The following is a 24771-nucleotide window of genomic DNA, read 5'->3' as shown; positions in this document are numbered from 1 at the left end:
GTGACGGGGTCGAACGCCGGACACCTAGATCCGCGACCTACTCGATATGAGTGGAGCTAAGGGGATTCGAACCCCTGACCCCCACACTGCCAGTGTGGTGCGCTACCAACTGCGCCATAGCCCCTGAAGTTGTGCCCACCGAAGTTACACCACCCGCATATGCGCGACAAAACCGCCGGTAGACGGTTCGCGCGTCAGTTGTAGAAGCGGCGCAACTGCGGCCAGGCCGCCGACCAGCGCACCGGGTCACACACCGCGATCTCCGTGCCGTTCTCCTCGTTGCCCAGCGCCGCCCGATGTGTCACCACCACGTTGCAACCCGTGAACACCGGCGACCGGTTGCCCACGACGACCACCCGACCGAGGGCCGAGTCGGGCGGCGGGCCCCAGTCCCAGTACGACATGTGTCCCGAGTAGGGCGCCGGCAGGCCGAACTCCGGCCCGTAGCGTTCGATCGCACCGGCCTGCCCGTAGTTGCGGGTGACGATGGTTGCCGACGGCCCGGCCTGTGCATGCGCCGCGGCCACGGACGCGGTGAAGTCCCGCCACCCGACCTGTTCCCCCTGCTCGGCGTTGACCGCCAGCACCGGCCCGAGGGCTTGCACGGGCAGCACCGGTAACGCCAGGACCACGGACAGCGCGGCACCCGCCACGGCCCCCGTCGCCGCCCAGGCGCGGTGTCGTCGAGCCCACTGCCATGCCGGTTCGGCGCCGGCCGCCACCAGCACCACCAGTAACGGAATCGCGTAGTACGGCTTGCCGCCGGCCACCAGCGTCAGTCCGCACAGCACCGGATACGCCAGCGCCACCGACCGAAACCGGCGGTCACGCCACAGGGCGATGAAGCCGACCACCGCCACCGGCACGAGGACCGGCGACAGGTACACCAACTGAACGGGCACGAACATCAGCCGGTTCTCGACGCCGTCCGACGCACTGATCCCGCCGGCGACGGTCAGCAACGGGAATCCATGGCTCGCCTGCCACACGAGCACCGGAGCGGCAACCACCGCTGTCACCACGACGCCCGCCGGCAGCCACCACGTGCGGATCAGCGACCGTGGCCCGACGGCCAGCAGGCTCAGGCCCAACGCGGCCGGCAGCAGGAGAATCAGCCATTTGTTGGTCAGGGCCACTCCGACAGCCACGCCAACCGCAGGCCACCATCGCGGATCGCCGGTGCGCAGCAGACGCAGCACGAAGAAGACGGTCACCAGCCACAGCAGCAGGTCCGCGGTCGCCGTCGACAGCATGTGCGTCACCGCCAGCACGAACAACGACGACGCGGTAGCGGCCGCGGCCACCGTCTGTCCGCCCGTGCCCGCACCGACCTCCCACGCGATGAGCGCCGCCACGACCACAATTGCCGCACCGAGCAGCGTCGCGGCGATCCGCATGCCGACCGGCGAATCACCGAAGGTGAAAAGCCGCGTCAGCAGCGGCGTCAACGGCGGCTGGTCGACGTACCCCCAGTCCAGGCGCTGACCGGCCGCCCGGAAATACAGCTCGTCGCGGTGGAACCCGTAACGTCCCGACAGCGCGGTCAACACGATGGCCTGGATGACGACCACGATCCCGACTTCTCGGCGGGCGAATGCGGTCACGGCACCTCGCCACCGGCTTCCGGGCCGAGCGGTCTGGCCGGTCCGTGTTCCCTCGCCGGCCGTGGCCGGGTCTCCGGGGCGAACGTCCAACTCACCGCCGCCACCACCAGGATCGCGCCCGACACCACGAACGCCCAGCCGAACGAGAAGTACTGCGCGATCAGTCCCACCAGCAGCGACCCGCCGATCGAACCCACGTCGGCCATCATCTGGAACGTCGCCACCGCCGTACCGCCACGCGCTTTGTTGCCGATGATGTCGGCCACCGCGGCCTGCTGCGGCGACGTGAAGATGCCGGTGGCGAAGCCCGCCACGACCGCGCTGACCAGGAACAGCGGCAGCCCGTCGGTGAAACCGACGAGCGCGGTCGCCACCCCGGCCGCCGCAAGGCCGACGATCAGCAGCATCTTGCGGCCCACCCTGTCGGACAGGTAGCCGCTCGGGATCACGGCAGCGACGTTGCCGATCGCGAAGGTCGCGAGCGCCAGCCCGGCGACACCCGCCCCGCGGTGCAGCACGTCGGTGACGAACAGCGGCACCAGCGCGATGCGCAGCCCGAACGCCGACCACCCGGTGGCGAAGTTGGACAGCAGCGCGGCGCGGTAGGCGCGGTTGCGCCAGGCGATCCGGACCGTCACCGTCTCCGTGCCCTCGGCTTCGGGGGCGGCCAGCGAGGAGTTGCGCAGGCTGATGAAGACCACAGCCGCGGCGACCAACAACGCGCCGCCATAGATGAGGAACGGTGCGCTCAGCCCCAGGCCCGCGGTGAGGCTGCCCAGCACCGGCCCGCCGACCGAACCGACGAGAAAGGCCGAGGAGAACATGCCCGCCACCCGGCCGCGGGCGTTCTCCGGGCTGATCCGGATCATCAGGCCCAGCGCGGAGACGAAGAACATCGTGGAGCCGATGCCGCCGAGCGATCGGAAGATCAACAGCTGCCAGTACGTCTGGGCGAACGCACACGCAGCGGTGGTGACCGCGACGATCACCAGGCCGCTGGTGTAGATCCGCCGCTCCCCCAGCCGCTGGATCAGCAGCCCGGTCGGCCACGCGAAGCACAGCCGCATCAACGCGAAGGCGGTGATGACGAAGGTCGCGGCGCTGATGCTCACCCCGAAGTGGCGGGCGTAGGCCGGCAGCACCGGTGCGACGACGCCGTAACCCAGTGCGATCACCGCGTTCGAGACGATGAGCACCCAGACTTCGCCGGGCAACTTCTCCTTGGCGACGGCTTGCGAACAGTCGCCCTCCGCAGAGGCACTCACGAGATGACTGTATTCACCACCTCGCGCGCGGCCTCCTGCACCTCCGCCAGATGCTCGGGCCCCTTGAACGACTCGGCGTAGATCTTGTAGACGTCCTCGGTGCCCGACGGCCGCGCGGCGAACCAGGCGTTCTCGGTGGTCACCTTGAGACCACCGAGCGCGGCGCCGTTCCCGGGAGCAGACGTCAGCTTGGCGGTGATCGGCTCCCCCGCCAGTTCGGTGGCGGTCACCTGTTCGGCCGACAACTTCGCCAGGCGGGCCTTCTGCTCGCGGTCGGCGGGCGCGTCGATGCGGGCGTAGGTCGGGGCGCCGTACTTCTCGGCCAGCGCCTGATAGCGCTGCGACGGTGACGACCCGGTCTTGGCGAGGATCTCCGATGCCAGCAGCGCCAGGATGATGCCGTCCTTGTCGGTCGACCACACCGTGCCGTCGTGCCGCAGGAAGGACGCACCGGCGCTCTCCTCGCCACCGAAACCGATTGTCCCGCCGAGCAATCCGTCGACGAACCATTTGAACCCGACCGGGACCTCGAGCAGCTCGCGACCAAGCCCGGCCACCACCCGGTCGATGATCGACGAGCTGACCGCGGTCTTGCCGACGGCCGTCGAACCGGGCCAGTCCGGGCGGTTGGTGTAGAGGTACTCGATGGCCACCGCGAGGTAGTGGTTCGGGTTGAGCAGGCCGCCGTCGGGGGTGACGACGCCGTGCCGGTCGGAGTCGGCGTCGTTGCCGGTGGCGATCTGGTAGTCGCCGATCTTGGAGATGAGCGACGCCATCGCGTTGGGCGAGCTGCAGTCCATCCGGATCTTGCCGTCGGTGTCGAGCGTCATGAACCGCCACGTCGCGTCGACGAGTGGATTGACCACCGTCAGGTTCAGGTCGTGGCGTTCGGCGATCGCCGCCCAGTAGTCGACGCTGGCCCCACCGAGCGGGTCGGCGCCGATCCGGATGCCCTCGGCGCGGATGGCGTGCAGGTCGACGACGTTGGGCAGGTCGCTGACGTAGGCGTCGAGGTAGTCGTGGCGCTGCGCGGTCTGCAGTGCCCGGGTCAACGGGATTCTCTGCACCGCCCGCAGGCCGTCGCGCAGGATCTCGTTCGCGCGCTTGGCGATCGCCCCGGTGGCGTCGGTGTCCGCGGGGCCGCCGTTGGGCGGGTTGTACTTGAAGCCGCCGTCGCGCGGCGGGTTGTGCGACGGCGTGACGACTATCCCGTCAGCGAGGTCGGCGTCCCGGCCGCGGTTGAACGCCAGGATCGCGTGGCTGACGGCGGGGGTCGGGGTGTAGCGGTCGGCCGAGTCGATCATCGCGACGACGTCGTTGGCGGCGAGCACCTCGATCGCCGACGCCCACGCCGGTTCGGAGAGCGCGTGGGTGTCACGGCCGATGAACAGCGGTCCGGTGGTGCCCTGGGCCGCCCGGTACTCGACGATGGCCTGCGTGGTGGCCAGGATGTGCGCCTCGTTGAAGGCCGTGTCCAGGCTCGAACCGCGGTGCCCGGAGGTGCCGAACACCACCTGCTGGGCCACGTCGTCGGGATCGGGTTGCTTCGTGTAGTAAGCAGTGACCACCTGGGCCACGTCGATGAGATCTTCGGGTTGCGCCGGTTGACCGGCACGAGGGTTGGCCGCCATGGGTCGATTCTGCTCCCGGTACGCGCGGCGTTGACGGGCGGCCGGGTGAACAGCCGCGATACTTTGCATCGTGCCCGGATTCGACCGTCGCGAACTGGTCGCCGTCTTCGTCGGCGGCGCGCTGGGCACGCTGGCCCGCGCGGGGCTGGAGACCCTCGCGCCCGCCGATCCGGGCCGGTGGCCGTGGCCGACGTTCACCGTCAACATCGTCGGCGCGTTCCTGCTCGGCTACTTCACCACCCGGCTGCTCGAACGCCTCCCGGTCTCGGCCTACCGTCGCCCACTGCTGGGCACCGGCCTGTGCGGCGGCCTGACGACGTTCTCGACCATGCAGCTCGAGACGTTGCGGATGCTCGAACACGGTCATTTCGTCCTGGCCGCCGGCTACCTGGCCGTCAGCATCGCCGCTGGGCTGGTGGCGGTGTACGTCGCCACGGCGCTGGTCCGCCGGGCGCGGCTGCGGTGACGACCGCCGCGCTGTGGGCGGGTGTGATGCTGCTGGGCGGCATGGGCGCGGTGCTGCGCTTCACGGTGGACCGCACGGTCTCGGCCCGGCTCGGACGCCCGTTCCCGTACGGCACCCTGGCGGTCAACCTGACCGGCGCCTTCCTGCTGGGCCTTCTCGGCGGGCTGGCACTGGCCCCCCATCACGCCCTGCTCGCGGGCACCGCGTTCGTCGGCTCGTACACCACGTTCTCCACGTGGATGCTCGAGACGCAGCGACTCGGCGAAGAACGGCGGGCGTGGCCCGCGGTCGCCAACATCGTCGTCAGTCTGGTGCTGGGCCTCGCCGCGGTGTGTTCCGGGCACTGGCTCGGGGGGCGTCTGTGACCGAACTGCACAGGCTGACCGCCTACTTCGGCGAACGCGCCCGCCACCACGGCCGGTTCGTCGCCGACGCCCTGCTCGAGACCGGCGGCGCAGAAGCCGTGGTCGTCCTGCGCGGAGCCGCTGGATTCGGTCCGCGCCACGACATTCGGACCGATCTGACCCTGAGCCAGTCCGAGGATCTGCCCATCGCGCTCGTGGCCGTTGACACCGCCGAACGCATCGCCGCGTTCGCCGCCCGGGCGACCGAGGCGCTGTCGCGGGGCACCCTCGCCGCGGAGCGGGTGCGGCACGCCGATGACACCGTGACGGCGGAACATGTGGAGCTGAGAGTTCTCACCGGGCGCGCGGACCGCCTGAACGGGCGACCCGCCCACGTCGCGCTGTGCGACACGCTGCACCGACTCGGATTCGATTCGGCGGCAGCATTTCTCGGTGTCGACGGCAACACCGCCGGGCAGCGTCACCGCGCCGCCTTCTTCGGCCGCAACACCGCCGTTCCGGTGATGACGGTCGCCGTCGGAAGCGCACAGGCCGCCGAAGAGGCGATCCGGCTGCTCCGGCCGCTGCTGCCGTCCGCCCTGATGACGGTCGCGCCGATCCAGCTGTGCAAGGGGCGTGGTGTGCCGGTGAACCGTCCGGCGCCTGTTCCGCCGACCGACGACCGAGGACCGGCGCACTGGCTGAAGGTGACGGTGCACACCTGCGAGGCGGATCTGCACCGCGGCCTTCCCGTGCACCGGACTCTCGTGCGCCGTCTGCGGGAGTCGCCCACGACGGCCGGGGTGACCGTCCTTCGTGGCGTGTGGGGGTTCGCGGGTGACGCAGAGCCCAGCGGGGACAGGATGTTTCAGATCGGTCGCCATGTGCCGGTGACGACGGAGTACATCGACACACCGGACCGGATAGCTGCCTGCTTCGATCTCGTCGACGAGGTCACCGAAGGACATGGCGTGGTGACCTGTGCGGCGATTCCCGCGGTCGTTTCGATCGACGGCAGCATCCCACCGGCCTCCGCGCCCGAGATGTAAGCCTAGCCTAAGTTTAGTAGGCCGTGTACCGTCCCACGTCATGCAGTCGACTACCCCTGACGCGGTGAGCGCCGCTCTGACCGAGATCCTGCGTGACGACATGAACGTCGATATCCGTCGTGTCACCCGCGATTCACGCCTCATCGACGACGTCGGTCTCGATTCCGTGGCGTTCGCGGTCGGGATGGTGGCGATCGAGGACAAGCTCGGGGTCGCGCTGACTGAAGAGGATCTGCTGAGCTGCGACACCGTGGGTGACCTGGAAGCCGCGATCCTGGCGAAAGTCCCGGCGGCACAGAGCAACCAGTGAACCCTCTGGCGGCGGCCCTCTCCGAAGTCCTGACCTCCGCCGGGCATCGACTGGTCGTCTTCGACCATCCCAGCCAGACCTGGAGCCCGCATCCGTGGGCCGAGGTCCATGCCCGCGCGGAGAACATCGCAACCCGCATCGTCGACGACGACGCCGCGGCCGTCGGCCTCGTCGGTGACCCCACCGTCGAGCTCATCGCCGCCATCTTCGGCGGGGTGATCTCCGGCGCCGCCGTGTCCCTTCTGCCGGGCCCGGTCCGTGGCGCCGACACCGCGCAGTGGGCGCAGGCCACGCTGCGACGGTTCACCGCCATCGGCGTGAGCACGGTGTTCAGCCATGGCGAACAGCTGGAACTGCTGCGCGCGGTGGATAGTACGGTCACCGTTCACGACGTTGCCGCCGTCGGCCACGCCCGTCGTTCCGTCACGTTCGTCGCACCGGGCGGCCGCGGCGAGGTCGCGGTGCTGCAGGGGACGGCCGGATCGACCGGTTCGCCGCGGACGGCACAACTGTCGCCGCAGGCGGTGCTGGCCAACCTGAGCGGCCTGGTCACCCGGGTCGGCGTCACCCGTGCCGACGTCGGCTGCTCCTGGCTGCCGCTCTACCACGACATGGGACTGACGTTCCTGTTCACGATGGCTCTCGGCGGTGGCGATCTCTGGCAGGCGCCGACCACCTCGTTCTCGGCGTCGCCGTTCAGCTGGGTGCAGTGGCTCAGCGAGAGCCGTTCGTCGATGACCGCGGCGCCCAACATGGCCTTCAACCTCGTCGGCAAGTACGCCCGGCTGATCGACGGCGTCGACCTCGGGACACTGCGGTTCGCGCTCAACGGCGGTGAACCCGTCGACTGCGACGGCACGCGGCGGTTCGCCGACGAGATGGCCCGCTTCGGGTTCGACAGCGCGGCGCTCTGCCCCTCGTACGGCCTGGCCGAATCCAACTGTGCTGTCTCGGTTCCGGTGCCCGGGACGGGGCTGCTCGTCGACGAGATCCACGTCCGGACCGAGGACAACACGGTCGTGCGTAAGCAGGCCGTGCTCGGTGAGGCCATCCCGGGCGTGCAGATCCGGATCGCCCCGCGCGAGCAGCGCAGCGACGGCATCGAGGGCCGCGAGGTCGGCGAGGTCGAGGTCCGCGGTTCGTCGATGATGAACGGCTACCTGGGTGAAACGCCCCTGGCGGCCGACAGCTGGTTCCCCACCGGTGATCTCGGCTACCTCGTCGACGGTGGCCTCGTGGTGTGCGGTCGCGCGAAGGAGCTCATCACCGTCGCCGGGCGCAACATCTTCCCCACCGAGATCGAGCGGGTGGCGGCCCAGGTCGACGGCGTACGCGAAGGTGCCGTCGTGGCGGTGGGCACCGACGAGAAGTCCGTCCGGCCCGGTCTGGTCATCGCGGCGGAGTACAAGGGGACCGACGAAGCGGACGCCCGCAGCGCCCTCGTGCAGCGGGTGGCCACCGAGTGCGGCGTCGTGCCGTCCGACGTCGTGTTCATGGCGCCGGGCTCGCTGCCGAGGACCTCGTCGGGCAAGCTGCGCCGTCTGGAAGTCAAACGGAATCTGGAAGCGGTGACACCATGACCCTGTCCCTGACGACCGTCGAGGACTACCGCACGCTGCTCGACCGCGTCTTCGACGACCAGGTCACGGCGTGGACGGCCGAGGCGGAGGAGACCGAGCGCTTCCCGCGTCAGCTCATCGAGCACCTGGGCCGTTCCGGAGTGTTCGCCGAGAAGTGGGGCGACGCAGCGCAACCCGACGTCGCCAAGCTGGTCGCACTGGCGACCGCACTCGGTGGGCTCGGCTCTGCCGGTATCGGCGTGGGGGTCAGCCTGCACGACTCGGCCATCGCGCTGCTGCGCCGGTTCGGCCGTTCGGACTACCTGCGTGCCATCTGCGAGCAGGCCATCCGCGGCGAAGCGGTGCTCTGCATCGGCGCGTCAGAGGAGTCCGGCGGTTCCGACCTGCAGATCGTGCAGACCGAAGTGCGTTCCGCCCGGGATGGTTTCGAGGTCTGCGGCGTCAAGAAGTTCGTGTCGCTGTCCCCCATCGCCGACCACATCATGGTGGTGGCGCGGAGCATGGATCAGGATCCGACCAGCAGGCACGGCAATGTCGTGGTGATCGCCGTACCCACCAGCCAGGTCGAGGTGCAGGCGCCCTACCGCAAGGTCGGTGCCGGCCCGCTGGACACCGCCGCCGTGCACATCGACACCTGGGTGCCCGCCGATGCGCTGGTGGCCAGGGCAGGCACCGGACTGGCGGCCATCTCCTGGGGACTGGCGCACGAGCGGTTGTCGATCGCCGGCCAGGTCGCCGCCGGATGCCAGCGCATCATCGGGATCACGCTGGCCCGCATGATGAAACGGCGCCAGTTCGGGCAGACGCTCTACCAGCACCAGGCACTGCGGATGCGGATCGCCGACCTGCAGGCCCGCGTCGACATGCTGCGCTACTCGCTCGCCGGGATCGCCGCGGAAGGACGACTCGACCTGCGCGCCGCCGCCGCGATCAAGGTGAGCGCCGCCCGCCTCGGCGAAGAGGTGTTCTCCGAGTGCATGCACATCTTCGGCGGCGCAGGCTATCTCGTCGACGAGACGCCGCTGGGGCGGTGGTGGCGGGACATGAAGCTGGCCCGGGTCGGCGGCGGCACCGACGAGGTGCTGTGGGAGCTCGTCGCCGCCGCGATGAAGCCCGACTACGACGGCTACGCCGAGCTGATCAACTCGCCCGACTGGGACTACTGACCCGGCGCGTCTTCGGGCGTGCGGGGCAGGGCGTAGAGCGCCATCCGGCGGTTCGACATCTGGTGCTCACCGAGGAAGGCGCAGCCGGCGTATTCGCACAGCCGCCGGGCGCCGGAGTTGCGGTGGTCCGGGTCGAACATGATGCGCCGGCACCGGGGTTCGATCTCGAAGATGCTGGCGACCAGGCGCGGCAGCAGGATCGGGGCGAAACCGCGGTTGACGAAGCGCAGGTCGGCGATCGCCGCATGCAGTCCGAGGTCGTAGGGATCGGCGGCGTACCGCGGCGCGATGGAGTCCTTCGCCGCGCGGTACACCTCGACGTAGGCGAGTTCGGTGCCACGGAAGCTGCCGATCAGCGGTCGGGAGTATTCACCGTCCAGCTGGGCCTGCAGGTAACGCCGCCACCGCTCGGGCGGCCACGGGTACTCCCAGGCCTCGACCAGATGCGGCCGGTTCATCCACTCCGAGATCATCTCGGCGTCCTGGTCGGCGTCCACGAGGCGGATGGAATACGGTTCGGCGAGCGTCGGCATCGGTGGCGCGGGCACCGCGCGGACCTCGTCGGCGATCGACGTCAGCTCGCGGGGCAGGACGGGCTTGATCGCCTCATCGGTGTCGGTCATCGAGCGACGAGCCTACCGCAGGCAGATGAGGGTAGGTTTACCTACCTAACCTGTCCGGCGGAATTCACGCCAGCAGTGTCACGCCCGCGGTGAGCAGCGCTGCGACCTTGCCGATCTCCAGGCCGATGTAGAACCAGTGCGCCCGGGAACGCGGTCCGTCCCGGCCCGCCAGCACGGCGTCGGAGCGCCGGGTCAGCGCCGGCCGGACCACCAGCACCTGTGCCAGCAGTGTCACCACCGCCAGCGCGACCGCGAACGCCGGGACGATCGGCGGGCGGTCGAACGCGAACGACGCGGTGACGACTGCGGCGAGCGCGAGTTCGCACACGTTGAGCGCCCGGAACACCAGCCGGCCGATGCCGAGCCCGACCTGCAGTGTGACGCCGGGCGCGCGGAACTTCAGCGGTGCCTCGAGGAACGAGATCGCCAGCACCATGCCGAGCCACACGAAGACCGCGGCCGCCGCGACCGCTTGCGCTGCACCCACGACAGCACACTATGACAGCGTGTCATCGTGGAGAGATGGCCCGCACATCCGACCACCGTGACCGCGTCGCAGAACTCCAGCGGTGGCAGGAGTCCGGCGCGGTGTGGCGGGTCGACTCCCGAACTCCGGACGCGGTGACGATCGCGTTGTTGCGGTGCGACGGTGGCGAAGAGGTCGAGCGGTTCCGGTCCGACGACCCGAAGCTCCTCGCGTTCATCGGAAACCGCCGCAGCAGCGATGAGGAGACCTGACCGTCAGTCGAACAGGTCGTCGAGCGCGTTGCGCTCCAACTCCTGCCACCGGCCGACATGACGGCGTACCTCGACGACCTCGTCATCGTCGAGATGGTGGGCGCCGTCGGGGGTGATACGGCACAGGTCCATCGGGCCGCCCACGCTGGGAGAGGACAGGTCGAGCGCGTCGAGTACGCGCAACGCGGCCACCACCCCATAGTCGACGCTGCGTTCGGTCATCCGGAAGTTGGCCAGTAGCGCGTAGGCCTGCTGGGCCATTGGTGCGCCGCTGCCGACCGCCTGGAATCCGATGTCCTCGTAGTGGCCGACGAGCCCGTGCGGGTCGACGTCGACGATGAACGGCACCTCACCGGCATACCCCGCCGCCAAGACATAGGTGGCCGGGGTCGCGCCGGGTTTGGCCTCGGGGACGTCGGAGATGAAGTTGGCGTAGTGGTGCTTGAAGATCGGCAGCACCCGTTCCTGCACGGCCCGGCCGACGTCCTGCGCCTCGACGACCGCGTCGGGTTCGGCGTCGAACAGCCGCTGGATGTCGTGCAGCACCGCGCGCGAGCCGCTGCCGCCCCAAGCGGCATGCGAACCGAGCGGGTGGAGTTTCTGTGCCGGGTAGGACAGTCCGCGGCCGGGATCGGTGATCTGGGAGTCGGAAGCGAGCACCAGCCCGTCGGCGCAGCGCAGGGCGAGGACGACGGTCATCGCACCACGATAGAGACTCAGCCGAGCCGTACGGGCTCGTCGCGGCGATCTCCACTGGGGCCGGTGAAGAGATCGCCGCTGACCAGCGCCATCAGGGCTTCGGTCTGCGCGCGGCGGCGACCGTCGGCGACGGCACCGCCGCGGAATGCCATGCCGCTCAGCACCGCGTGCAGCGCGTCGACCACCGACGGGAGGTCGACGCCGGCGTGCAGTTCGCCGGTCTCCCGCGCGGCGGCCACTGACGTGCGCAGGAAATCACGCAGCGCCGAGGCGACGTCCCAACCGTCCGCCCGCAGTTCGGGGTGCCGCTGGCAGTCCAGTTCGGCGACCGTGAGGAACCCTGTGGCGGCGCGCACCTCGGGGTCGGTGTCGGCGGCGAGCATGAGCGTCCGCAGCCGGTCGCGCAGGGTCACCTGGTCGGCTGCCGCGCCGATGGCCTGGGCGAGTATCGCGAGGTTGGCTTCCACGACGGTGCGGAACAGTTCCCGCTTGCTGGTGAAGTGGTAGTTGATCGCCGGGCGGGTGAGGCCCGCGTGCGTCGCGATCTTCATGTTCGTGGTGCCCTCGTAGCCCAGTTCGCGGAAGACGTCGCGAGCCGAACGCAGGATGCCCGCGCGGGTGTCGGTGTTCTCCGAGGCCCGGGGCCGGCCGCGGAGACGTGGCGGTCTTGCTTCGGTGTACACATGAATTCTTCGTCACCGGACGGTCGCGAGATGTTGTGATCTGCATCACAGAATCTGCGTGGCCGTCAGGAGCGCATCGACCGTGCGGCGTGTCGGCGTCGTGACAGTAGATGTTCGACGACTTCGCCCACGCTCGGCGTGAGAGTCAGTGTCCGTCGACTTCGGCCGTCTGGTCGTGTCGCAGCGGTCCACATCGAATGTCGAAGCGTTCGCGCACGATGTCGAGGCTTCGCCGCTGGTGCTCGCGTTCCCGGCGGTGCGTCATGACGAACCTGGCCGTCGCGAGCGTCCGGCGCGGCAGCGGATACCACCGGTCGAAGTCGAGCCCGCACTGGGTGAACACCTTCGTCGGCAGCGCGTCGTACATCAGGCTGAGGTTGTACTGCGCGACGGTCAGCAGCGCGTACGGGAAGGCTGTCCGCGACGCGCGGAACATCTCCTGGAGGTCGAATTCGTAGAGCGGCGTGTCCCGGAGTTTGCCGAGCATGAGCATGTGGGTCATGAAGTAACCCATGTACGTGCTCAGATGCAGTGTGGCTGAACGCGTCTGGATGGAGAGCACCTTGCCGCCCGCGGAGAGGTAGGGCTCGTAGGGGTGTTCGTTCTTCGCGACGTAACCAGTGCAGTTCACAATCCAGCTCCCGGACGGGATCGTCGTGGTGTCGCCGTCGCGGAATTGCAGATCCACCGCTGCGTCCCGGTCCACTGCGTCGACCAGATAGTCCATCACCACCGAATGCAGGCCGCGCTCGATGGTGCGGACCTCATCGTCGGACAGCACACCCAGCAGGAAGTTGGCTGTCTGCGGGGTGACCGCGGTGCCGACCGTCGCGCATTGCCAGTCCCGCACAGCCGCCTCGTTGGTGCCGTCGAACCTGCGCGCCGCCTCGGCGCCGAAGGAACTGGTCACCACCCCCGAGTACCACCGGCGCAGTCCGTCAGGAAACGCCCGGTCGCGCCTCGTGAACAGGGTGCCCGCGCCGGCCACCATGTTGACCTCACGGCCGGGACAGCTGGTGATCAGCGCATGGGCGGTGTCCATCGCCGTCTTGCCGCCACCGATGATCCACACCGGCCGGTCGTCGGCTGCGATGTCCCCCGTCCGTACGTCGCAGGAGTCCGGCGACACCGAGTGCGCCTGGCTGCTCGACAACGACAGCGGGTCGTTCGGCGTGATTCGGAAACCAAAAGCCTTGGTCACGGTGTCGGCATGGATGGTGAGGAGTTCACCGGTCGCCGATCGGCACGTCACGCGGCACCGCTCGGAACCTTCATCCACCGCCTCCAGGGTGTGGCCGAAGTAGGTGTCGACGTGGACCGACCCGCGGATCTCTTCGAGGCAGTGCTCGAGGTGGTCGAGCACCTCGTCCTTGGCCGCCAGATACGAGCGTTCGCGGCCGAGCGTCCACTTGACGTTGCCTGCCGTGAACATCCCGTGCGGCTGATGCAACCGGACGTAGGGATAGGTGTCGACCCACATGCCGCCGACCCGTTCGCGCCGGTCGACGAGGACGATCCGTTGGTCGCGGGACATGTGCCGGCTGGCGGCGAACGCGGCGTTGAGTCCGGCGACCCCCGCTCCGACGATGCAGACGTCGCAGCGCCGCATCGATGTCGCGTCCGCCGGCCCGGTCACTTCTGAAGCGGTCATGCGCATCCCCCTCGAACCGTCCCATTATCGGCCGGAGCTCGACCAAGATCACGCTTTTCGCGCTACGCCGCGACCGGCGGTTGCAGCCGCAAGCAACCGGCAGCGAGTTCAGCGTGGCGGCGCCGTCGTACCGCGGACGACCAGCCGCGGCGGACACACGTCGTCGGTGACAGCCGGTTGCTCGGCGTCCAGTCGCCCGATCAGTCGGGTCACCGCGAGGTCCGCGAGCCGGACCGTGTCCTGACCGACCGTGGTCAGATCGACGTGCGCGAGACCGGCCAGCGGGCTGTCGTCGAATCCGACGACGGACACGTCCTCGGGCACCGCGACGCCCGCCCGGATGAGCACATCGAGCACCCCCAGCGCGCAGCGGTCGTTGAACGCGAAGACCGCTGTGGGCAGGGTTCCCGAGGCCAGGAGCGCCGAAGCGGCCGCCGCGCCCTCGCGCTCGGTCAGCCCACCCGGCAGCACGGTCGCCGACATGTTCCGACGCCGCGCGGCCCTGCCGAATCCCCTCCGCCGCTCGGCAGCTCCCGGCGCCCGGCCGCCGTCGACGGGGACGGCGCCCGTGTGCCCGAGATCGGCGAGATGGTGCACGGCGATCTGGGCTCCCCCGGCGTCGTCGCTGCGGACCGAGGCGACGCCGCGCACCCGGCGAGCCACCGCCACCACGGGGGTGTCGAGGGCGGTGAGCGCCGCCGCGGTCATCCCGGTGCCGATGAGCAGCAGACCCTCACAGCGGTCGTCGAGCAGCGTCTGCACCGCCCGCGCCTCGTCGCGGTGCGGCGTCACACAGCTGAGCACCACGTCGTACCCGTGCTGCTCGGCGGCCCGGTACACACCGTCGACGAGCCCGGCGTGGAACTCCTGACCGACGGTGAAGACGACGCCGAGCAGCCTGGTGCGCTGCGAACGCAGCAGCCGCGCGCGGGAATCCGGCCGGTAGCCGATGTCCTCGGCCGCCTTGCGCACTCGCACCCGCGTGGCCTCACTCGCACCTGGCACGTCGCGCATGACGATCGAGACGAGCGCCCGTGACACCCCGGCACGGTCGGCGACGTCCTGCAGGGTCGTTCTGCGCTGCATGCCGGACAGCCTAGAACGTTCTAGCCCTTCTCTTGACCGGCGCGCGGGCGAGGCGCTTTACTGGTGCCGTCTAGAACGTTCTAGTGAGGAGCCGGATGACCAGCCCGCCGCTGTTCGACCTCGCCGTCTGCGCGGAGATGGTCTTCGATGACCTCGACATCGCCGACCGTGCCCGCCGCATCGACGAGCTGGGCTTCGCCGTCGAGATCTGGAGCTTCCACGACAAGGACCTCGACGCGCTGGCGGCCACGGGCGCGCGGTTCTCCTCGATGACGGGGTACCTGGCCGGCGACCTGTGGGATGCCGACGGGGCGGCGGAGGTGGTGCGCACGGCCGAGCAGGCCGTGAAAGCCGCAGCGGTGCTCGGTGTCCCGCGCCTGGTGGTCCACCCCGGCCAGCTCGTGGACGGTCGGGCCGCCCGTCCGCGGTACCGCGCCGACGGCACCATGTGGACGTCTGCGCTGCGCGGACTCGAGGGCCTCGGCGAACTCGGTGCCGCCGCCGGTGTGACCTTCTGCCTGGAGAACCTGAACACGATCGTCGACCACCCCGGAGTGCCGCTGGCACGCGCGAAGGACACGCTGGCCCTGGTCGAGGCCGTCGGCCATCCGAACGTGAAGATGATGCTCGACCTCTACCATGCGCAGATCGGCGAGGGGAATCTCATCGAACTGGTGCGCCGGTGCGGCGACGCCATCGGCGAGATCCAGGTGGCCGACGTGCCCGGTCGCTGTGAACCCGGGACGGGTGAGATCAACTATCGTGCCGTCGCGAACGCGTTGCGCGACAATGGGTATCACGGAACCATCGGCATGGAGGCGTACGCCGCAGGCGACAGTGTCACCGCCCTCGAGTCGTTCCGCTCGGCGTTCACGCTCGACTAGGCGGCCGGACTCCCCTGTCAGACGCCGGAGGTCTGCCGCCGCATCGCCTCGAGCCGTCGCCTCGACGCGGGCGTCTGCACCAGCTGGGGCCACCAGAACCACCGGCCGAGCAGGGCGGCGATGGACGGCGTCATGAACGACCGCACGATCAGCGTGTCGAACAGCAGTCCGAGCGCGATGGTGCTGCCGACCTGCGCGATGCTGAGCAGGTCACCGAACACGAACGACGCCATGGTGGCGGCGAAGACCAACCCCGCCGACGTCACCACCGATCCGGAACCTGCCATCGCCCGGATGATCGCGACGTTGAATCCGTGGTGCAACTCTTCCTTGAAACGGGAGACGAGTAACAGGTTGTAGTCAGAACCCACCGCCAGCAACAGGATCACCGACATCACCAGCACGATCCAGTGCAGGTGGATACCGAGGATGTGCTGCCACACCAGGACGGACAGCCCGAACGAGGTGCCGAGCGAGAGCAGCACCGTGCCCACGATGACGGCCGACGCGACCACGCTGCGGGTGATGATCAGCATGATGATGAAGATCAGTGCGACAGCGGACAATCCGGCGATGAGCAGGTCGTAGTTCGAGCCGTCGCGCATGTCTTTGTAGGTGGCCGCGGTGCCGCCGAGGTAGACCCGGGAACCCTCCAGCGGGGTGCCCTTGATGGCCTCCTTGGCCGCCAGCTTGATCGCGTCGATGTGCGCGATGCCCTCCGGCGTGGCCGGATCGCCCTCGTGCTCGATGGTGAAGCGCACCGACTTCCCGTCGGGAGAGATGAAGTTCTCCATCCCCTTCTTGAAATCGGCGTTCTCGAAAACCTCTGGCGGCAGGTAGAAGGAGTCGTCGTTGCGCGACTTGTCGAACGCATCGCCCATCGCGTTCGACTTGTCCTGCATCGCCGACTGCTGGTCCTGCTGACCTTTCTGCGACGCATGCATCGTCAGCATCATGGTCTTCATCGACTTCATGGTCTCGATCTGCTGGGGCATCAGCGAGATGAGCTGAGGCATCAGCGAATCGAGCCGCTCCAGTTCGGGCACCAGCTCCTGGATGTCGTCGGTCAGCGTGTCGATGCCGTCGAGGGTGTCGAAGATCGACCGCATCGACCAGCACAGCGGGATGTCGTAGCAGTGCGGTTCCCAGTACAGGTAATTGCGCAGCGGCCGGAAGAAGTCGTCGAAATCGGCGATGTGGTCGCGGAGTTCGGCGACATCGACGGCCATGTTCTTGGTCTTGGCCACCATCGAGTGGGTGACCTCGGACATCTGGCCCATCAGAGCCGACATCCGCTCCATGGTGTCGATCGTGCTCTGCATCTCGTCGGCCTGCACCAGCATGTCGGACATCCGGTCCTGCATGTACTTCTCGTTCATCTGCTGGTTCGTGCCCTGCATGCTGAGCAGGAACGGGATCGTCGAGTGCTCGATCGGCTTCCCGTCGGGGCGGGTGATGGCCTGCACCCGGGCAACGCCCGGCACGCGGAAGATGCCCTTGGCGATCTTGTCGATGACGAGGAAGTCGGCGGAGTTCCGCAGATCGTGATCGGTCTCGACCATCAGCAGTTCCGGATTCATCCGGGCGGCGTCGAAATGCCGGTCGGCGACGTCGTAGCCGATGTTGGCGGGCGTGTCGGCCGGCAGGAAATGGCGTCCGTCGTAGTCGACCTTGTAGCCGCCCAGTGCCAGCAGTCCGATCAGCGACAGGGCGATCGTCGCGGCCAGAACCGGTTTCGGCCAGCGCACCACCACGACGCCCACCCGGCGCCAGCCGCGGGAGTTGATCGCGCGTTTCGGTTCGAACAGTCCGAACCGGCTGCCCACCACGATCACCGCGGGCCCCAGCGTCAGCGCGGCGATGACGGCCACCATGATGCCGACCGCGCACGGCACCGCCATCGTCTGGAACCACGGCAGTCGGGTGAACCTCAGGCACAGCAGGGCACCGGCGATGGTGAGACCCGAGCCGAGCACCACGTGGGCGGTGCCGTGGAACATCGTGTAGTACGCGGTCTCCCGGTCTTCGCCGTCTCCCCGGGCCTCCTGATAGCGGCCGATCAGGAAGATCGCATAGTCGGTGCCCGCGGCGATGGCGATCAGCGTCAGCAGGCTGGTGGCGAACGTCGACAGGCCGATGACTCCGGTGTTGCCGAGGAAGGCGACGATCCCGCGGGAGGCGCCGAGTTCGACGAACACCATGAACAGGATCAGCACCATGGTGGCGATCGACCGGTAGACGATGAGCAGCATCACGGCGATGACCACGAGCGTGACCACCGTCGCCTTCATCGCACCCTTGTCGCCCGCGACGCGCTGGTCGGCGTTGAGCGCCGCCCCACCTGTGGCGTAGGCCTTCACACCGGGCGGAGCGGGTGTCTCGGCGATGATGTCGCGCACGGCGGTGACCGATTCGTTGGACAGCGTCTCGCCCATGTTGCCGCGCAGGTAGAGCTGGACGTACGCGGATTTGCCGTCGGCGCTCTGCGCGCCCGAGGCGGTCAGCGGATCGCTCCAGAAGTCCGCGACGTGTTCGATGTGCGCGGGGTCGGACCGGAACTTCTCGACCAGTTCGTCGTAGTAGTGATGCGCGTCGGCGCCGAGGGGCTGCTCGCCCTCGAGGATCACCATCGCGTTGCTGTCGGAGTCGAACTCCTCGAAGTTCGCCCCGACCCGCTGCATGGCGATGAACGCCGGCGCATCGTGGGCGTTCATCGAGACGGTGTGGGCCTCGCCCACCTTCTCCAGCGAAGGCACGAAGACGTTGGTGACGACGGTCAGCGCGATCCAGCCCAGCAGGATCGGCACCGCAAGGACCCGGATCGCGTGGGCGATCTTGGATCGTCGCTGCATCCCGCCCCCTCGACCCAGGCCGTGACTTCGGCCTGCGCGCAATCCACCGGCGTGACACCGATCGTCACGCGTGTCATATATCTAGCCCGTCAAACTGATCGCTGTCAATCTGAGAGTTTCCAGCGTATTCACAGGTAGATGCCCGCGAGGATTCTCAGGAACCGAAGTCGACGATGTTCTGGTCGAGGATCAGCTGATCGGTGTGCTCGGCGCGATCCACGCCCGGCACGGTGACCAGGGGAACGCCCTCGCCTTCGGAGGCGTCGAAGTCGGCTGTGCTGGCCACCTGCCCGGTCAGGGTGAACCGGTCGTAGAGATAGGGCAGGCCCTGCGCCGCGAGCGGCGACGGCCCGTCCATGACGTGCAGATGCAGGTGCGGCGCGACCGAGTTGCCAGTGTTCCCGACGAGCCCGATGACGTCGCCGCGGGTCACCCTGTCCCCTACCTTCGGGCGGACGCTGCCCGGTTGCATGTGCGCGTAGTTCACGAAGAAGCCCTCGCCGATGTCGAGCACCACGAAGTTGCCGTCGGCCTCGTCGATCGGGATGCCGGCGGGATACACGCCGGGCGTCTGTTCCGGCAGGTCGCTGCGGGCCCCGACCACTGTGCCGTCCGCGACAGCCAGCACCTCTTCGCCGTAGATCTGGTAGCCGGCGGCATCGCGTGGGTTGCCCGTGAAGATCCGGTTCTGCGCGTCGGCCTGTTCGAAGTCGATCGCGTAACGCTGCGCGAGGAACGGCCGCCCGTTGACGGGCAGGACTGCACGGGTGTGCCGGGCCGCGTCGCAGCAGGCGTCGGCGGCGATGTAGCGCTCGCCGCGCAACGGCGCGGACACCACCGGCAGCGTCCGCTCGTCGACCTTCGTCGTCGCGATCCGCTCGGTGAGCCGGTTCCGCTCGGTCGGTATCGCGGCGCCGGTGACCGCCACCTCGTGCACGAGGGTGGTGTGGTCGGCGGCGCCATCGAGGATCAGGTGGATGAAGATGGTCGCGGCCTGACCGGGTTCGAGCTGCTCGGCGCCCGCGCGGCTGCCCGCCGGTTGCATCCGGTCCCGCAGTGCCGCGGCGTCGAGTTCGCCCAGCACCGCGCTCGTGCTGTCGTCGAGCACCTTCAGCTCGTCCACCGTCAGCGGCGCGCCGGTGAAGTTCGTGACGGCCAGCTCGTAGACCATGTGTGTCCTGCCATCCGACCCGGCGAAGGGAACGGGCGCGAAGGGTACCGATCCCACCAACGGCGTGATCGCATCGGGACGCGGCGCCGCAGCCGTGGTCTCCTGTGGGCTCTGCGACTCGGCGGCCGGGGTATCACCATCGGCACACCCGGCGGCGGCCACGATCAGGACGGCGCCCACCGCAGGCGCCAGCGACCGGCGGATGAGACTGCGCACGCTGTCCATGCAGACACCCTTGCAGACGCCGGCCGGACGGGATGCGGAACGCGCGGGGCGTCAGGCGATTTCGTCAGCCGTCACAGCGAGAAGTGGTCCTCGATGACGCCGAGCCACACCTGGGCCGCGTCGATCGCCACCTTCTCGCTGATGAAGGCGTGCTGCGTGCCGGTGTAGATGTCGCGGAAGCCGCGTTCCAGCCGGCTGCCCTCCCGGATCGACGTGGTGCCCGCGGCGAGGTGCGCCCACTCCGCGGCGGCCCTGGCCACGCCGGTGGCGTACACCGCCGCCACCCGCATGTCCGCGCGATGCGTCGGTGTCAACTCCCCGCCCGCGACGACGGCGGACTCCGCCGCGCCGAAGGTGTCGAGCACGAGAAGGCGGGCCGCCCGCCATGCCGCGACGTGGTGGGCGAGGTCCTTCTGGAAGGTGGGGCGGCTGGCCAGCGACGCCATGTCCGACATCCGGAACTTGGTGGCCGCCAGCGACTCGACGTCGTCCAGCGTGCTCTTCGCGACACCGAGCGCCCACGCCGCATGGCCGGCCGCCGTCACCGGCATCATCCCCATCCGGCCTGCGGCGTAACCGCCCCGCAACGGTTCCCGGGTGAACAGCCGGAATGTCCGCGACGACGGCACGAACAGGTCGGTCACGTTGTAGTCGTAGGAGCCGGTGCCCTTGAGGCCCTGCACGTGCCAGCCGTCGGTGAACGTCACCTCGTCGCGGGGCACGACGGCCACCATGAGTTCGGGCTCGCCCTCGCGGATCCACCGCATCTCGCCGTCCTCCATCGGGATGAAGCCCGCGGCGATGTAGGCGGAATGCCCGGTGCCGGAACCGAAGTTCCACGATCCGGTCAGCCGGTAGCCACCTTCGGTGACGATGCCCTGGCCGTTGGGCGCGAACTGCCCGCCCATCGTGACGCGGTTGGCGTTCGCCGTGAAGACCTCGGCGAAGCCCTCGTCGGGCAGATAGGCCGCGGCGGCGAACGACGACGGCAGGTTGGCGATCCCGATCCAGCCGAATGACCCGTCCTGCCAGGCCATCTCGATCCATGTCTCGATCATCTCGGCGATCGACGGCTCGGCGCCGCCCGCGGCCGCCGGATTGAACGCCGTCATCAACCCGCTGTCCCACATCGCCTCGACGACGGGGGGTGACAGCGTGCGTCCCCGCTCGGAGGCGGCGGCTTCCCCGGCGACGAGGTCTCTCATGCCCCTGGCCAGATCCACGGGGCTGACCCGCACAGGTGTGGTCGTCATCGGAACTCCTCTACCTCGTCAGCGATCGCGAGCGCACGGTTGTCGTACGCGTCCGTCGGGAAACTGCGCGAACAAGCGTGCGCTCGCCGCTATGTTGGCCGTTGTGAACAGATTCGAGTCCAAGGGTGTCCTCGTCACCGGCGCAGCATCGGGCATCGGGAGGGCGACCGTCGAACGGCTGCTCGCCGAGGGCGCCACCGTCGTCGGTGTCGACGTCGCCGAGCGGACCGATGTCGCGAACGACCGGTACGCCTACCGGCAGGCCGATGTGCGTGACGGCGATGCGATCGGTGCGGCGGTTAGCGCGGTGGTGGACGCGGCCGGCCGCCTCGACGGCGTGGTGCACGCGGCGGGCGTGGCCGGAGGCGGCCCTGTCCATCTGCTGCCCGATGAGGAGTGGGACCGGGTGGTCGACGTCAACCTCAAGGGCACGTTCGTCGTCACCCGCGCCGCGCTGCTGCAGATGATCGAGCAGGACCGGGTCGGCGGCGAACGCGGTGCACTCGTGCACCTGTCCAGCGTCGAGGGGCTCGAGGGCACCGCGGGTGGCAGCTCGTACAACGCCGCCAAGGGTGGAGTCGTGCTGCTCACCAAGAACGTCGCGATCGACTACGGGCCCAGCGGGATCCGGGCCAACGCCATCTGCCCCGGGTTCATCGAGACGCCGCTGTTCGACTCGGTGGTGGGGATGCCCGGCATGGAGCAGGCCCGCGACGGGCTTCGCCATGAGCACAAGCTGCGCCGTTTCGGGCAGCCCGGCGAAATCGCATCGGTGGCAGCGTTTCTGCTGTCGCCCGATGCGAGTTTCGTCAGCGGACAGGCGATCGCCGTGGACGGCGGCTACACCGCGGGGCGTGACCACGGCGTCACCGACCTGATGGGGCTGGGAGAGCATTAGCGCGCGACGTGCCTCACCTGATCCACTCGGGCTGCGGCTCGGTCTCCACCGTCGAGAAGTCCTTGTGGCCCAGGCCCGCGATGCATCCTCCGTCGACGACGAATTCCGAGCCGGTCGAGTAACTCGACTCGTCGCTGGCGAGATAGACGACGAGGTTGGACACCTCTACGGGCTCCGCGGCGCGCCCCAGTGCCGTCTGGAAGATGTCGTCGGGCACCCAGTCGGTCATCGGCGTCTTGATCAGGCCGGGGTGGATCGAGTTCACCCGGATCCCGCTGGGCCCCAGTTCCAGTGCGCACGACTTGGTCAGCCCACGGACCGCGAACTTCGTGGCGGTGTACCCGTGGCAGGCGCTGGTGCCCGCCATCCCCTCGATGGAGGAGATGTTGATGATCGAACCCCGGCCCGCACGCTTCATCGCCGGGGTGACGGCGCGGATGCCGAGGAACACGCCGGTCAGGTTCACGTCGATGATCCGCTGCCATTCCGACAGCGGATAGTCCTCGATGAGTCCGATGTTCAGGATGCCCGCGTTGTTGACCAGGATGTCGACCGAGCCGAAGCGCTCGACCGCGGCGGCCACGACGGCGTCCCAGTCCTCGGGCCGGGTGACGTCGAGGTGGACGTAGCGGGCGTCGTCGCCGACATCGCGGGCGACCAGTTCGCCTTCGTCGTCCAGGATGTCGCCGAACACCACCTTGGCGCCCTCGGCCACCAGCGCCCGCACGTGCGAGGCGCCCATCCCGCGGGCTCCCCCGCTGACCACCGCCACCTTGCCGGCCAGACGTCCTGCCATCGATTCCTCCTGTTTCTCCAGTGGTTCTCAGCGAGCTCCGCGTACCAGCCGGCCCGGGCGGGCGCCGGTGTCGACACCGTCCCGGCGGGTCACCACGCCACTGACGACGGTGGCGCGGTAACCGGACGCGCCCTGCACGAGCCGGTGCCCACCGGCGGGCAGGTCGTAGGCCATCCGCGGCGCGTGCAGCGTGAGCGCGTCCATGTCGATCACGTTCAGGTCGGCTTTCTTGCCCACCTCGATGACGCCGCGGTCGGTGAGCCCGAAAAGCGTTGCGGTGTCGTGTGACTGCTTGCGCACGACGTACTCCAGCGGCAGCTTGTCCCCGCGGTGCCGATCGCGCGCCCAGTGGGTCAGCAGGAAGGTCGGATACGACGCGTCGCAGATCATGCTGCAGTGCGCCCCGCCGTCGGACAGTCCCAGGACACCCGCCGGGTGGGTCATCATCTCGCGGATCGCGTCGTGGTTGCCGTCGGAGTAGTTGAACATCGGCAGCATCAGCATCGTGGCGGCGTCACCGTCGAGCATCAGGTCGTACATCGTCGTCAGGACGTCCTCACCGCGCTCGCGGGCGATCGCGGCGACTGTCCGGTCGGCGGTGGGCTCGTAGTCGGGTGGCTCGCCGATGGCGTACAGCCGGTCCGCCGAGTACTGCGCCAGGGCGAACATGCCGTCGAACAACACGTCCGGGTTGATCGGCAGGTCCTCCTCGACCAGGATCGCCGCCCGCACAGCGGGTTCGGCCAGCCGGGCCGCCAGCTCCTCGCGTGTGCACTGGGCCTTGAGCCGCCGGTAGGTCGGCCGGTGGGTGAAGGCGTGGTGGCCGGGGAAGCCGAGCAGCATGCCGAACGGCCGGGCGGCGACCTGGGGGTGCAGCCTGCTGCCCGCCTCGTGCGCGGCCGCCGACATGTCGAGTTGCTCGCGCCACAGGTTGGGGTCGGCGTCGACCTGGATGAGCGCGAAGCTCAGTGCGCAGTCGATCTCGCCGCCGAGGCGCCGCATCCACTCGAGTTCCTTCTTCGGTGCGACGATGTCCTCGCCCGCCGCCCCCTGCGGCGCCAGTTCGAACACCGCCCCGCCACCTGCGGCCATCGCCCGGCCGAGCGCGAAGAGTTCGTCTTCGGCCGCGAACGTGCCGGGCACCGGTTCACCGTCCATCGCGCGGTGCGCCAGCGTCCGCGACGACGAGAAGCCGAGCGCGCCCGCCTCGGCCGCCTCGCGCACCAACCGGCTCATCGCCTCGATGTCCTCGGGCGTGGCGGCCTCGTTGCGGGCGCCGCGCTCGCCCATTGCGTAGGCACGCACGGTGCCGTGCGCGACCTGGCTGCCCACATCGACGGCCAGTTCGCGCCTGCCGATGACGTCGAGGTACTCGGCGTAGCTCTCCCAGCCCCAGGTGATGCCCTCGGTGAGCGCGGTGCCCGGGATGTCCTCGACGCCCTCCATCAGTTCGATGAGCCACTGCTCCTGGCCGGGTCGCACCGGTGCGAACCCGACGCCGCAGTTGCCGGCGACCACCGTGGTCACGCCGTGATTGCTCGAGGGCTCCAGCAGGCTGTCCCAGCTGACCTGGCCGTCGTAGTGGGTGTGGATGTCCACGAACCCGGGGGCGACGACGGTGCCCGTGGCGTCGATGGTCTCGGCCGCCTCGCCCGCGAGCGTCGGGTCGTTGGGCCCACGGCGGTGGACCTCGACGATCCTGCCGTCGCGGACGGCCACATCGGCCAGATAGCGGTCGGCGCCCGTGCCGTCCACGACGGTTCCACCGGTGATCTTGAGGTCGAACACGAATCACTC

23 protein-coding genes and 1 tRNA gene are annotated in these 24771 nt (G+C 69.1%); 9 read left to right on the top strand and 15 right to left on the bottom strand.

The genetic code is table 11. The annotated features are described in order from the left end of the window. Positions 1 to 51: 51 nt before the first annotated feature. The 4 genes from Q2100_RS00725 to pgm form a co-directional block, all read right to left on the bottom strand. A tRNA-Ala gene (locus Q2100_RS00725) sits at positions 52 to 124 on the bottom strand. A 70-nt stretch (positions 125 to 194) separates the two neighbouring features. Beyond that, a complete protein-coding gene (locus tag Q2100_RS00720) occupies positions 195 to 1604 on the bottom strand; it encodes an ArnT family glycosyltransferase (protein WP_302912413.1) in 1410 nt (469 codons plus the stop codon). Beyond that, on the bottom strand, positions 1601 to 2869 hold the full coding sequence (locus Q2100_RS00715) for an MFS transporter (protein WP_302912412.1): 1269 nt from the start codon (positions 2867 to 2869) through the stop codon (positions 1601 to 1603). Before Q2100_RS00715 ends, Q2100_RS00720 begins: the two co-directional genes overlap by 4 nt. Next, positions 2866 to 4500, bottom strand: coding sequence for a phosphoglucomutase (alpha-D-glucose-1,6-bisphosphate-dependent) (pgm, locus tag Q2100_RS00710; RefSeq protein WP_302912411.1), 1635 nt, complete (start codon positions 4498 to 4500; stop codon positions 2866 to 2868). Before pgm ends, Q2100_RS00715 begins: the two co-directional genes overlap by 4 nt. A gap of 70 nt (positions 4501 to 4570) precedes the next feature. On the opposite strand from pgm, the gene crcB (Q2100_RS00705) reads away from it, so the two are divergent. The 6 genes from crcB (Q2100_RS00705) to mbtN are packed head-to-tail and all read left to right on the top strand — an operon-like array spanning position 4571 to position 9415. Next, on the top strand, positions 4571 to 4966 hold the full coding sequence (gene crcB, locus Q2100_RS00705) for a fluoride efflux transporter CrcB (protein ID WP_264012132.1): 396 nt from the start codon (positions 4571 to 4573) through the stop codon (positions 4964 to 4966). A 26-nt stretch (positions 4967 to 4992) separates the two neighbouring features. Continuing rightward, positions 4993 to 5331 (top strand): fluoride efflux transporter CrcB, encoded by a 339-nt coding sequence (gene crcB / locus Q2100_RS00700; protein WP_407667555.1) that lies wholly within the window; start codon positions 4993 to 4995, stop codon positions 5329 to 5331. Next, a complete protein-coding gene (locus Q2100_RS00695) occupies positions 5328 to 6359 on the top strand; it encodes a putative PII-like signaling protein (RefSeq protein ID WP_302912409.1) in 1032 nt (343 codons plus the stop codon). Before crcB (Q2100_RS00700) ends, Q2100_RS00695 begins: the two co-directional genes overlap by 4 nt. 40 nt (positions 6360 to 6399) lie before the next feature. Then, positions 6400 to 6669, top strand: coding sequence for a mycobactin biosynthesis acyl carrier protein MbtL (locus Q2100_RS00690; RefSeq protein WP_264012135.1), 270 nt, complete (start codon positions 6400 to 6402; stop codon positions 6667 to 6669). Between the two features lie 5 nt (positions 6670 to 6674). Then, a complete protein-coding gene (mbtM, locus tag Q2100_RS00685; protein WP_302912426.1) occupies positions 6675 to 8249 on the top strand; it encodes a long-chain-fatty acid--ACP ligase MbtM in 1575 nt (524 codons plus the stop codon). Next, a complete protein-coding gene (gene mbtN, locus Q2100_RS00680) occupies positions 8246 to 9415 on the top strand; it encodes a mycobactin biosynthesis acyl-ACP dehydrogenase MbtN (RefSeq protein WP_302912408.1) in 1170 nt (389 codons plus the stop codon). Before mbtM ends, mbtN begins: the two co-directional genes overlap by 4 nt. On the opposite strand, the gene Q2100_RS00675 is transcribed toward mbtN, so the two are convergent. Next, positions 9409 to 10038, bottom strand: coding sequence for a GNAT family N-acetyltransferase (locus Q2100_RS00675; RefSeq protein ID WP_264012137.1), 630 nt, complete (start codon positions 10036 to 10038; stop codon positions 9409 to 9411). The genes mbtN and Q2100_RS00675 overlap by 7 nt on opposite strands. A 64-nt stretch (positions 10039 to 10102) precedes the next feature. Then, complete coding sequence (locus tag Q2100_RS00670) at positions 10103 to 10525, bottom strand: hypothetical protein (protein WP_302912407.1); 423 nt, start codon at positions 10523 to 10525, stop codon at positions 10103 to 10105. A gap of 35 nt (positions 10526 to 10560) precedes the next feature. On the opposite strand from Q2100_RS00670, the gene Q2100_RS00665 reads away from it, so the two are divergent. After that, the gene (locus Q2100_RS00665; RefSeq protein ID WP_302912406.1) at positions 10561 to 10776 is read left to right on the top strand and encodes a hypothetical protein; all 216 of its coding nucleotides are present in this window, start codon (positions 10561 to 10563) and stop codon (positions 10774 to 10776) included. Positions 10777 to 10779: 3 nt separating this feature from the next. Here the strand turns inward: Q2100_RS00665 and Q2100_RS00660 are convergent, their stop codons facing one another. The 4 genes from Q2100_RS00660 to Q2100_RS00645 all read right to left on the bottom strand — a co-directional run bounded on the left by Q2100_RS00660 (position 10780) and on the right by Q2100_RS00645 (position 14895). Next, positions 10780 to 11475 (bottom strand): Ntn hydrolase family protein, encoded by a 696-nt coding sequence (locus Q2100_RS00660; RefSeq protein ID WP_302912405.1) that lies wholly within the window; start codon positions 11473 to 11475, stop codon positions 10780 to 10782. Between the two features lie 17 nt (positions 11476 to 11492). Continuing rightward, a complete protein-coding gene (locus Q2100_RS00655; protein WP_302912404.1) occupies positions 11493 to 12158 on the bottom strand; it encodes a TetR family transcriptional regulator in 666 nt (221 codons plus the stop codon). A 145-nt stretch (positions 12159 to 12303) separates the two neighbouring features. Further along, entirely contained in the window at positions 12304 to 13809 is a 1506-nt protein-coding gene (locus Q2100_RS00650) for an FAD-dependent oxidoreductase (RefSeq protein WP_328518097.1), read from the bottom strand. A gap of 108 nt (positions 13810 to 13917) precedes the next feature. Further along, positions 13918 to 14895, bottom strand: coding sequence for a LacI family DNA-binding transcriptional regulator (locus Q2100_RS00645; RefSeq protein ID WP_302912402.1), 978 nt, complete (start codon positions 14893 to 14895; stop codon positions 13918 to 13920). A 95-nt stretch (positions 14896 to 14990) separates the two neighbouring features. On the opposite strand from Q2100_RS00645, the gene Q2100_RS00640 reads away from it, so the two are divergent. Beyond that, a complete protein-coding gene (locus tag Q2100_RS00640) occupies positions 14991 to 15779 on the top strand; it encodes a TIM barrel protein (RefSeq protein ID WP_302912401.1) in 789 nt (262 codons plus the stop codon). Positions 15780 to 15796: 17 nt separating this feature from the next. Here the strand turns inward: Q2100_RS00640 and Q2100_RS00635 are convergent, their stop codons facing one another. The 3 genes from Q2100_RS00635 to Q2100_RS00625 all read right to left on the bottom strand — a co-directional run bounded on the left by Q2100_RS00635 (position 15797) and on the right by Q2100_RS00625 (position 21280). Continuing rightward, positions 15797 to 18631, bottom strand: coding sequence for an MMPL/RND family transporter (locus Q2100_RS00635; protein ID WP_302912400.1), 2835 nt, complete (start codon positions 18629 to 18631; stop codon positions 15797 to 15799). 154 nt (positions 18632 to 18785) lie between these two features. Beyond that, complete coding sequence (locus Q2100_RS00630) at positions 18786 to 20027, bottom strand: M23 family metallopeptidase (protein ID WP_302912399.1); 1242 nt, start codon at positions 20025 to 20027, stop codon at positions 18786 to 18788. Between the two features lie 71 nt (positions 20028 to 20098). Beyond that, positions 20099 to 21280 (bottom strand): acyl-CoA dehydrogenase family protein, encoded by a 1182-nt coding sequence (locus tag Q2100_RS00625; protein WP_302912398.1) that lies wholly within the window; start codon positions 21278 to 21280, stop codon positions 20099 to 20101. A 91-nt stretch (positions 21281 to 21371) separates the two neighbouring features. Here Q2100_RS00625 and Q2100_RS00620 point away from each other — a divergent pair, with 91 nt between their 5' ends. Next, positions 21372 to 22178, top strand: coding sequence for an SDR family NAD(P)-dependent oxidoreductase (locus Q2100_RS00620; protein WP_264012148.1), 807 nt, complete (start codon positions 21372 to 21374; stop codon positions 22176 to 22178). A gap of 13 nt (positions 22179 to 22191) precedes the next feature. Here the strand turns inward: Q2100_RS00620 and Q2100_RS00615 are convergent, their stop codons facing one another. Together Q2100_RS00615 and Q2100_RS00610 are read right to left on the bottom strand one after the other, a co-directional pair. Next, on the bottom strand, positions 22192 to 22974 hold the full coding sequence (locus tag Q2100_RS00615) for an SDR family oxidoreductase (RefSeq protein WP_264012149.1): 783 nt from the start codon (positions 22972 to 22974) through the stop codon (positions 22192 to 22194). Positions 22975 to 23001: 27 nt separating this feature from the next. Beyond that, positions 23002 to 24762: an N-acyl-D-amino-acid deacylase family protein gene (locus Q2100_RS00610; RefSeq protein ID WP_302912397.1), complete on the bottom strand. Its 1761-nt coding sequence runs from the start codon at positions 24760 to 24762 to the stop codon at positions 23002 to 23004. Positions 24763 to 24771 lie beyond the last annotated feature (9 nt).

Origin of the sequence: Mycolicibacterium arseniciresistens (assembly GCF_030519285.1) — a bacterium.
In the GTDB taxonomy this organism is placed as follows: domain Bacteria; phylum Actinomycetota; class Actinomycetes; order Mycobacteriales; family Mycobacteriaceae; genus Mycobacterium; species Mycobacterium arseniciresistens.
Note: the sequence above shows the minus strand (reverse complement) of the source record. Positions and strands in the feature narration are given on the sequence as shown.

What these genes read in the sequence shown, in the direction of transcription:
- Q2100_RS00675 (WP_264012137.1), bottom strand. Translation starts at nt 10,038, where the DNA reads ATGACCGACACCGATGAGGCGATCAAGCCCGTCCTGCCCCGCGAGCTG.
- Q2100_RS00625 (WP_302912398.1), bottom strand. Translation starts at nt 21,280, where the DNA reads ATGACGACCACACCTGTGCGGGTCAGCCCCGTGGATCTGGCCAGGGGC.
- Q2100_RS00650 (WP_328518097.1), bottom strand. Translation starts at nt 13,809, where the DNA reads ATGACCGCTTCAGAAGTGACCGGGCCGGCGGACGCGACATCGATGCGG.
- Q2100_RS00690 (WP_264012135.1), top strand. Translation starts at nt 6,400, where the DNA reads ATGCAGTCGACTACCCCTGACGCGGTGAGCGCCGCTCTGACCGAGATC.
- Q2100_RS00630 (WP_302912399.1), bottom strand. Translation starts at nt 20,027, where the DNA reads ATGGACAGCGTGCGCAGTCTCATCCGCCGGTCGCTGGCGCCTGCGGTG.
- mbtN (WP_302912408.1), top strand. Translation starts at nt 8,246, where the DNA reads ATGACCCTGTCCCTGACGACCGTCGAGGACTACCGCACGCTGCTCGAC.
- Q2100_RS00645 (WP_302912402.1), bottom strand. Translation starts at nt 14,895, where the DNA reads ATGCAGCGCAGAACGACCCTGCAGGACGTCGCCGACCGTGCCGGGGTG.
- Q2100_RS00665 (WP_302912406.1), top strand. Translation starts at nt 10,561, where the DNA reads ATGGCCCGCACATCCGACCACCGTGACCGCGTCGCAGAACTCCAGCGG.
- pgm (WP_302912411.1), bottom strand. Translation starts at nt 4,500, where the DNA reads ATGGCGGCCAACCCTCGTGCCGGTCAACCGGCGCAACCCGAAGATCTC.
- Q2100_RS00615 (WP_264012149.1), bottom strand. Translation starts at nt 22,974, where the DNA reads ATGGCAGGACGTCTGGCCGGCAAGGTGGCGGTGGTCAGCGGGGGAGCC.
- Q2100_RS00640 (WP_302912401.1), top strand. Translation starts at nt 14,991, where the DNA reads ATGACCAGCCCGCCGCTGTTCGACCTCGCCGTCTGCGCGGAGATGGTC.
- crcB (WP_407667555.1), top strand. Translation starts at nt 4,993, where the DNA reads ATGCTGCTGGGCGGCATGGGCGCGGTGCTGCGCTTCACGGTGGACCGC.
- Q2100_RS00660 (WP_302912405.1), bottom strand. Translation starts at nt 11,475, where the DNA reads ATGACCGTCGTCCTCGCCCTGCGCTGCGCCGACGGGCTGGTGCTCGCT.
- Q2100_RS00620 (WP_264012148.1), top strand. Translation starts at nt 21,372, where the DNA reads ATGTTGGCCGTTGTGAACAGATTCGAGTCCAAGGGTGTCCTCGTCACC.
- Q2100_RS00635 (WP_302912400.1), bottom strand. Translation starts at nt 18,631, where the DNA reads ATGCAGCGACGATCCAAGATCGCCCACGCGATCCGGGTCCTTGCGGTG.